We start from the raw sequence: 8438 nt of genomic DNA, 5'->3' as shown, positions 1-8438 counted from the left end.
TAGACGAGAATTGACCGCATCTGCAACGCCAAAAGATGGTCAGCATAGGTGACCTTCCGTCGGCTTGACCGACGTCGTGAGCTGCGACGTCAACGTCTGGGCCTCCGGCAATGCCGGGTGCGCGGCAGGCTATAGCCGAGCGACGGCGTGGTCGCCGGCAGGCCAATTGCTCGGCCGCATCCGCATTCCCGAGGTGTGCGGCAACATCTGCTTCGGCGGCCCCAAGCATGACGGCACCGTGGCGCGGATGTGCCGAAAGAAGCCGATCCGCATATGCGATAGTCCTGCCCTCGTGAGCGAGGGTGGCTCGCCGCGGTTCAGAAGCTCACCCGCCTGCCCTCCGCCGCGGCCCAGTAGCCGGCGTAGTTGACCTTGATGGTCTCGAAGGCGAGCGCGAGGTCGGACAGCGGCTGGCGGCCGGTGGCCGCGCATTCCATGAAATCCTGGATCTCCTGCAGATAGCCGCGCGTCCATTCCTCCTCGAGGCAGACATATTGCCAGCCGGTCTTTCGGTCGACCTTTTCTGTGATGTAGATGGAGGCGAGCTTCTCCTCACTGGTCTGGTAGCTGACGAGATGCGTGTTCGGCGTAATGTTGGCGAACAGCGCACCGCCCGAGGTGTAGGTCTCGATCAGATTGCGCACACCACCCATGATCATGTCGCCGGAAAACACCGTCGCCTTGGTGCCGTCGGAGAAAGTCTGGGTCAGCGTGCCCCAATCCTCGACATCGACCGGATTGGCCTTGATGAACGTGCGCTCCTCCGCCTTCAGCCCGGCAGTGACGTTGCCGACGTCGCAGGTGACGCTCGCAACGGAGATCGCCTCGCCGCGCGCACGCGCCTCGACCTGCTTGAGATAGAGAATCGCCGACAGCGGATGGCACCCCATGCGGATCAGCGCGCCGCCGCCGGTCATCGCCCACTCCGCCGCGTGTGCGGCATGCGAGCCGGAGTGGCTCTCCTCGCCTTTCATGAACAGGATCTTGTCCTTCGTCGCCCTGACGATCTCGGCGGTCTTGGTCACCGCCGGCGCGTAGACCCAATCCTCCGCATACATGAAGAGCCGGCCGCTGTCCGCGATCGCCTTGCGCGTCGCCTCCATCTCCTCGAGCACGCGCTCGTACATCAGCGCCTTCGGCACATGCTTGCCGACCGGCTGTCTGTCGCCGTCGCGTCCGAAATAGCCGGCGAACGGCTTTTCGCAGATCACGTGCTTGCCGCCTCTCATCGCCGCGACGATCATCGCGGCATGCAGATTCGGCGGCGTGCAGATGTCGATCACGTCGAGCGCGCGGTCGGCGACGAGATCGGCAAAGCTGCGGTAGCTGCGCGGGATGCGGTGGCGACCGGCGAAGTCGACGACATGGTCGCCGCGTGCGGCCACCGCGACGACCTCGACGTCCACGCCATAGACGCGCCGGTAGGCATGCATGTGCAACTCCGCGACGAAGCCGCAGCCCACCAACCCGACCCTGATCTTCGTCATCGAACGCACCTCCGCCCGGGCCGCGTCAGGAGGGCAGGATAGCGGCCAGGCGCGCAAGAGACTGACCGGCCGCAAGCGACCGGTCGTCGTCCCTCAAACCAATGCCGTGACCCGTGCGATCACCAATAGCGCCGGTAGTAGTGGTGGCGGTAATAGGGCCGGTACGGCCGATAGTAGCCGTAGCGATAGCCGTAATACGGCCGATAGACGCGGCGATAATACGGGTACGGCTGGGCATAATACGGCCCGTAGCCGTAATAGGCCGGCGCGTAGCCATAGCCGTAACCGTAGCCAGGATAACCATAATAGGGGCCGCCGCCATAGTAGCCGTAGGGGCCGCCCGCGATGGCACCGCCGATGATCGCACCAGCCGCGAGCGCGCCGATGCCCCAGCCCCAGCCGCCGCCGCGCCAGTGCACCTGAGTGGTGTCGTCAGAAACGATCGCCTTCATGGCGCCGACATTGGTCGGCATCGGCGCCGCGGCGACCTGCTGGACCTCGCCGGCGATCAAAGCGCCTGCCAGCGTGCAGGCAATTGCGGTTTTCCAGGTACTCATCGCCATACTCCTTGGTTGACCTGCTTCATTGAAAAATGATCGCATGCCGCGATCAAGCTTCTTTGCGCTGAATCAAGGCTTTGTGTTGCGTGCGCCGCACAAGAAGGAACCCGCAAGACCAGGACAGGATCAGGATCTGGTTCGACCCACCCTCATGTCCCACCCTCCTCCGCCACATCCGCCGAGCCGGATCCGCGTCATCGGCATCGCCTCGCTGCTCTGGGCGGCCTCGATCTTCCTCAGCCGGCTGATGGGGCTCGTCCGCGAGCAGATCATCGGCCGGACGCTGGGGGCGAGCCGGCAGGCCGACCTCTATTTCGCGAGCTTCACGCTGCCGGACTTCCTCAACTATCTGCTTGCGGCCGGCGCACTGTCGATCGTGTTCATCCCGATCTTCCTGCAGCATATCGAGCGCGACGACGAGGAGCGCGCCTGGCGCGCGTTCAGCGCGATCGCCAACTTCATCGCGGTCGCCGGCACGATCGGGATCGCCGCGCTGATGATCTTTGCGCGGCCGCTGGCCGCGCTGATCGCACCCGGATTTACCGAGGCCGCCGAGATCGACACGCTGGTGCGGCTGACGCGCATCGTTCTGCCGGCGCAGTTCTTCCACGTAGTCGGCGGCCTCTTGTCGGCCGCGCTGCAGGCGCGCAACCAGCACGCCCTGCCGGCGATGGCGCCGCTGGTCTATTCGGCCTGCATCATCGTCGGCGGCCTGATCGGCAGCAGCTTTCCCGGGCTCGGCGGCGAAGGCTTCGCCTGGGGCGTGCTCGCCGGCTCGATCGCGGGACCGTTCGGCCTGCCGCTCTACGGCTGCCTCAGGCGCGGCATGCGCTGGCACAAGGTGCTGCCGCTGCGCGATCCGGATCTCGTGCGATACCTGGCGCTGTCGCTGCCGATCATGATCGGCTTCTCGATCGTGGTGGTCGACGAGTGGATCGTGAAGAACCAGGCCTCCTATCTCGCAGCCGGCGCGCTGTCCTACCTGCAATACGGCCGCACGCTGATGAAGGTGCCGATCGGCATTTTCGGCATGGCGGCCGGAGTTGCCTCCTATCCGACCATCAGCGCGCTGGTCGCGGCCGGCAAGGTCGCCGAGGCCTACGCCCTGCTCTGCCGCGCGGTGCGGCTGATGCTGGCGCTGACTTTTGCGGCGCAGGTCTGCCTGACGGTCGCGGGCTACGAGGCCGTCTATCTGATCTGGGGCTTTTTCGCCCGGCGCTTTTCGACCGTCGACGTGCAGCATACCGCAGATGTGCTGGGCTTCCTCTGCCTCGGCCTCGCCGGCTGGGCGGCGCAGACCGTCATCAGCCGCGGCTTCTACGCGCTCGGCAACACCTGGCTGCCGACCGTGGTCGGCACCGCGGTCGCGGCCGCGATGACCCCGCTCTACGTGATCCTGCGGCAGCAGAACGGCGCGGCCGGACTCGCGGTCGCGAGCGCGGTTGCGATCACCGTCTACGTGCTGCTCCTGGGCCTGTTGCAGCGCCGTCGCTTCGATCGCGAGGTCGCGGCGCGCGGCGAGAGCCTGGAGGGCGTGGCGATGCTCGGCGCGGCGCTCCGCATGGCGCTCGCCGCGGCGCTGGCGATCGGCTTCGGCCTCGCGGTGCGCGGGGCGCTCCTGCACGTCCTGCCGGGCACCGGCTTTGCAGCGGTCGTGCTGCGCGCCGCGTTGCTGTGTGCCTTCAGCCTCGCCGCCTATGCGGGACTGGCGCATCTGTTCGGCGTGCGCGACATCGTCGAACTGCGTGACGTGATCGTGCACAGGCTGTGGCGGCACGCCGAGCCCGTGGCAGCGGAGCCGCATTAAAGAACGTTCCCGCGCGCCGTGGCTATTTGGCCATCAGATGCGATACCGACACGACGAGGTCGCCGCCGTCGCGCTTCTCGCGCGAGAACCAGCTATGGCGCACATCGATGTTCTTCAGGGTGCCCGATCCGAGCAGGCAGCCCGCTCCCGTGGGGACGACGACGAGGTCGCCACCAAAGGTCAGCACGTCGACCCGATAGGCCCGCGCCGTCGCGTCGACAGGCTCCCAGCGTCCCTGCAGCCGCTGTCCGTGCCGGTCGCTGTTCAGCGTGGCGGCGCCGTCCTCCCGCAGCGACAGCGTCCAAGCGCCGTCGAACGAAACGGTCTCGGCGCAGGGCGACAGCATCAGCCAGGATTCGCGGAGATCTTGTCGCGGCATTGCGGGATTGAAAATCCCAGCCAAGGAAGCCAGTCCGGCCGAAATCAATCGAGCAAGCCCGAACAATTCATGAGCGCAGGCCATGGCAGCTCCAACAAATAAAAAATTGGCATTGAAATATCGTTCAACCTACCACGTTTTCCAGATGATCGGAAAGGCCTGCCGGAAGCACGTCGGGTCGGGCCTGGTCCGCCGGGCCGGGGCCGAGAAGGCACGAAGCGCCATGACCGTCGCAACCAACAACCTACTTTCCGACTTGATATCCGTGCCGCTACTATCCCTCGCTCCAGGCTCCCTGGCGGCGGGAAGACCAGGGATTTCAGGCGTGCGGGAGGATGACATGAGGACCGTCGGAAATGAGCCGCTCGCCCGCCAGGCGCTCGCCTTCGTTCTCGCCGGCGGCCGGGGCAGCCGGTTGCTCGAGCTGACCGACCGCCGCGCCAAGCCCGCCGTCTATTTCGGCGGCAAGTCGCGCATCATCGATTTCGCGCTGTCGAACGCGGTCAACTCCGGCATCCGCCGCATCGCGGTCGCGACCCAGTACAAGGCGCACAGCCTGATCCGGCATCTGCAGATGGGCTGGAACTTCTTCCGCCCCGAGCGCAACGAGAGTTTCGACATCCTCCCCGCGAGCCAGCGCGTCTCCGAGGCGAACTGGTATCTCGGCACGGCGGACGCGGTCTATCAGAACATCGACATCATCGAAGCCCATGGCGCCCGCTTCATCGTGCTGCTCGCCGGCGACCACATCTACAAGATGGATTACGAGCTGATGCTGAAGCAGCATGTCGAAAGCCGCGCCGACGTCACCGTCGGCTGCCTCGAAATGCCGCGCGCGGAATCTTCCGGCTTCGGCATCATGCACGTCGACGAAAACGACGTCATCCAGTCCTTTCTCGAAAAGCCGGCCGACCCACCGCCGATGCCCGGCAAACCCGACAAGTCGCTCGCCAGCATGGGCATCTACGTGTTCGACGCCAAATTCCTGTTCGAGGAGTTGAAGCGCGACGCCGCCGACCCGCACTCGAACCATGATTTCGGCAGGGACGTCATCCCCCATATCGTGAAGAACGGCCGTGCGGTCGCGCACCAGTTCAGCCAGTCCTGCGTCAGGTCGGGCAGCGAGGCCAGCGCCTATTGGCGCGACGTCGGCACGGTCGACGCCTACTGGGCCGCCAACATCGATCTCACCGACGTCGTGCCGGAGCTCGACCTGTTCGACCGCGCCTGGCCGATCTGGAGCTACGCCGAGATCACTCCGCCGGCCAAGTTCGTCCACGACGAGGAGGCGAGGCGCGGCCAGGCCGTGACCTCGCTGGTCTCCGGCGGCTGCATCATCTCAGGTGCGTCGCTCCGCCGCTCGCTGCTGTTCACCGGCGTCCGCATCAACTCCTACGCCAACGTCGAGAACGCGGTGATCCTGCCCTACGTCAGCGTCGGCCGGACCGCGCGACTGAAGAACGTCGTGATCGACCGCGGCGTGCAGATTCCGGAAGGGCTCGTGGTCGGCGAGGATCCGGAGCTCGACGTGAAGCGCTTCCGGACCTCGCCGCAAGGCATCTCGCTCATCACCCAGCCGATGATCGACAGGCTGAATGCATGAGCGACATCCGCGTCCTTTCGGTCGCCTCGGAGGTCTATCCCATCGTCAAGACCGGCGGGCTTGCCGACGTCGCCGGCGCACTGCCGGCGGCGCTGACGGCGCACGGCATCGCGACGCGGACGCTGCTGCCGGGCTATCCCGAGGTCCTGAAGGCGCTGCCCGCGGCGAGCGAGCTGTTGCACTGGGGTGATTTTTTCGGCGGGCCGGTGCGCCTGCTCGCAGCATCGCCCGACGGTCTCGATCTCTTCGCGATCGACGCGCCGCATCTGTTTGCGCGGCCCGGCAATCCCTATCTCGGGCCCGACGGCAGGGACTGGCCGGACAACGGGGTGCGCTTTGCCGCGCTGTCGCGGATGGCGGCCGAGATCGGCTTCGGCATCGTTCCCTCCTTCGTGCCCGATATCGTGCATGCACATGACTGGCAGGCAGGACTCGCGCCCGCCTTCCTCCACTACGACCATCGCCGCCGGCCCGGTACGGTGATGACGATCCACAACATGGCCTATCAAGGCAAATTCCCTTACGAGATGCTCGCCAGCATCGGCCTGCCGCCGGAATCGTTCAACATCCACGGCGTCGAATATTGGGGCGCGGTCAGCTACCTGAAGGCCGGCCTGCAATTTTCCGATCGCATCACGGCGGTATCGCCGACCTATGCGCGGGAGATCCAGAGCGACGAAGGCGGCATGGGCCTCGGCGGGCTGCTGCGCGAGCGATCGAACGTGCTGAGCGGCATCCTCAACGGCATCGACATCTCCGTGTGGAATCCGGAATCCGATTCCCGCATCGCCTATCGCTACAGCGAGCAGGACCTGCCGTTCCGCGCGGCCAACAAGGCGGCGCTGCAGCGGCAGCTCGGCCTCGACCCCGCGCCGGACGCGCTGCTGCTCGGCGTCATCAGCCGACTGTCATGGCAGAAGGGGCTCGACATCCTGCTCCATGCGGTCCCGGCCATCCTCGGCGAAGACATGCAGCTTGCGCTGCTCGGCAGCGGCGACGCCGAGCTGCAGGACCGCTATCAGGCCGCGGCCCGCGCGCATGCGGGGCGGATCGCCGTCGTGATCGGCTATGACGAGGACCTCGCGCATCTGATCCAGGCGGGCGCGGATGCGCTGGTGGTGCCGTCGCGGTTCGAACCCTGCGGCCTGACCCAGCTCTGCGCGCTGCGCTACGGCGCGGTCCCGATCGTCTCGCGCGTCGGCGGCCTCGACGATACGGTGGTCGATGCCGGGGAAGGTAGCGCCGCGACCGGCTTCAAGTTCGGACCGGTCACGCCGGACCATCTTGCGACCGCGTTGCGCAGGGCGAGCCTTGCCTTTCATGACAAGCCGGTGTGGCGAAAACTGCAGCAGAACGGCATGACCACGGATGTCTCCTGGCGCAACCGCGCCGGCCAGTATGCCGCGCTCTACCGCGATATCGTCGCTTCGCGCCGGGCGTGAGGAAGCCAAGCTAGGCGCCGAACTGATAGGACGCCATCGCGACGCTCGCGACCTCGTCGACGAACAGGCGATGCCCGGTGTCGCCGTCTGCGGCGCCGGCGGCCACCATCAGCGGCAGCAGGTGATCCTCGCGCGGATGCGCAAGCCGCGCGCTCGGCGCATTCTGCCAGCAGACCAGCATCGCGTTGCGCCGCTTCGGATCGCTCTGGCTCACCGCGTCGTTGAGATAGGCCTCGAATTCGTAGGAGACAGGCGTCGACTCCGGATGGCCGAAGCCGCGCATGTTGTGGTAGGTCAGACCGCTGCCGACGATCAAAATGCCGGCGTCCCTGAGCGAGGCGAGCGCCTGTCCCACCTTGATGTGCTCGGCCGGATCGTAGGTCGACTTCAGCGACAGCAGCACGATCGGCATGTCGGCATTCGGGTACATTAGCCCCAATGGCACGAAGGTGCCGTGATCAAAGCCCTGATTGGCGTCCTCCCTGCAGGTGACGCCGGCGAGAGCCAACAGGGCGCTCACCTCGGCGGCGAGGCCGGGCTCGCCGGGCGCGGGATATTTGAGATGATAGGTGTGCCCGGGGAAGCCGTAATAGTCGTAGACCATCGGCGGATGCGCCGCGGTCGACACCGTGAACTCGTCCGCCTCCCAGTGACCGGTGATCACCAGCACCGCCCTGGGCCTTGCCGGCAACAACTCGGGGATATGAGCGAACTGCTGCGCGGTCTTGGCATATTGCACGCGCCGGTCCTCCATGAAGGGCCAGGGCCCGCCGCCATGCGACAGGAAGAAGGTTGGAAATCTCGTCATCGGCGCGGCCTCGTCCGTTTCGCAACATGCCATTTGCGGGCATCGCTTCCCGGCGGACGGCGAGCATACGGTCCCCCGCATGGTTAGCAAGTCGTTAACGATTTGCCTCCCAAGATCGCGCCCGCCGCCGAAGCATTCGGCCGGTCAGGTAAGCAGGAAGTGAGATGGCCAAGTTTGCGCTGGGGGACGTCGTCAACAGTGACAAGGGACGCCGCGGCATCGTCCGCGCGGTCTTCAAGTCGAAGGAAGGGCAGCAGTGCTACGCCGTCGAGAAGGACGGCGCGATGGATTTTCTGGAGGAAGACCGGCTGACACCGGCGCCGCGCGTCGAGCTCGCGGCCTAGAGTCACTC

Annotated in this window: 8 protein-coding genes and 1 pseudogene; 5 read left to right on the top strand and 4 right to left on the bottom strand. The window is 66.1% G+C overall.

The features are described 5' to 3' along the window. Positions 1-70: 70 nt before the first annotated feature. Positions 71-232, top strand: a pseudogene (locus tag KGM94_RS04810) (SMP-30/gluconolactonase/LRE family protein); the annotation flags it as partial. Positions 233-317: 85 nt separating this feature from the next. On the opposite strand, the gene KGM94_RS04805 reads toward KGM94_RS04810, so the two are convergent. After that, positions 318-1487: a Gfo/Idh/MocA family oxidoreductase gene (locus KGM94_RS04805; protein ID WP_300255480.1), complete on the bottom strand. Its 1170-nt coding sequence runs from the start codon at positions 1485-1487 to the stop codon at positions 318-320. A 119-nt stretch (positions 1488-1606) separates the two neighbouring features. Continuing rightward, the gene (locus KGM94_RS04800) at positions 1607-2044 is read right to left on the bottom strand and encodes a hypothetical protein (protein WP_300255479.1); all 438 of its coding nucleotides are present in this window, start codon (positions 2042-2044) and stop codon (positions 1607-1609) included. Between the two features lie 154 nt (positions 2045-2198). Between KGM94_RS04800 and murJ the strand changes: the two genes are divergently transcribed. Next, positions 2199-3854, top strand: a complete 1656-nt coding sequence (gene murJ, locus KGM94_RS04795; RefSeq protein WP_300255477.1) for a murein biosynthesis integral membrane protein MurJ — start codon at positions 2199-2201, stop codon at positions 3852-3854. A gap of 22 nt (positions 3855-3876) precedes the next feature. Here the strand turns inward: murJ and KGM94_RS04790 are convergent, their stop codons facing one another. Continuing rightward, positions 3877-4233 (bottom strand): hypothetical protein, encoded by a 357-nt coding sequence (locus KGM94_RS04790; protein ID WP_300255476.1) that lies wholly within the window; start codon positions 4231-4233, stop codon positions 3877-3879. Between the two features lie 340 nt (positions 4234-4573). Here KGM94_RS04790 and glgC point away from each other — a divergent pair, with 340 nt between their 5' ends. Together glgC and glgA are read left to right on the top strand one after the other, a co-directional pair. Then, positions 4574-5836: a glucose-1-phosphate adenylyltransferase gene (glgC, locus tag KGM94_RS04785; RefSeq protein WP_300255474.1), complete on the top strand. Its 1263-nt coding sequence runs from the start codon at positions 4574-4576 to the stop codon at positions 5834-5836. Beyond that, positions 5833-7278 (top strand): glycogen synthase GlgA, encoded by a 1446-nt coding sequence (gene glgA, locus KGM94_RS04780; RefSeq protein WP_300255472.1) that lies wholly within the window; start codon positions 5833-5835, stop codon positions 7276-7278. The genes glgC and glgA overlap by 4 nt, the downstream gene beginning before the upstream one ends. Positions 7279-7288: 10 nt before the next feature. Here glgA and KGM94_RS04775 read toward each other — a convergent pair whose 3' ends face one another. Further along, entirely contained in the window at positions 7289-8086 is a 798-nt protein-coding gene (locus KGM94_RS04775) for a class III extradiol ring-cleavage dioxygenase (RefSeq protein WP_300255471.1), read from the bottom strand. A 164-nt stretch (positions 8087-8250) separates the two neighbouring features. On the opposite strand from KGM94_RS04775, the gene KGM94_RS04770 reads away from it, so the two are divergent. Next, positions 8251-8430: a hypothetical protein gene (locus KGM94_RS04770; protein WP_300255470.1), complete on the top strand. Its 180-nt coding sequence runs from the start codon at positions 8251-8253 to the stop codon at positions 8428-8430. Positions 8431-8438: the final 8 nt, after the last annotated feature.

The organism is Bradyrhizobium sp. (assembly GCF_028868675.1).
GTDB lineage: Bacteria > Pseudomonadota > Alphaproteobacteria > Rhizobiales > Xanthobacteraceae > Bradyrhizobium.
The sequence above is the reverse complement of the archived record's forward strand: the minus strand, read 5'-3'. Positions and strand labels throughout refer to the sequence as shown.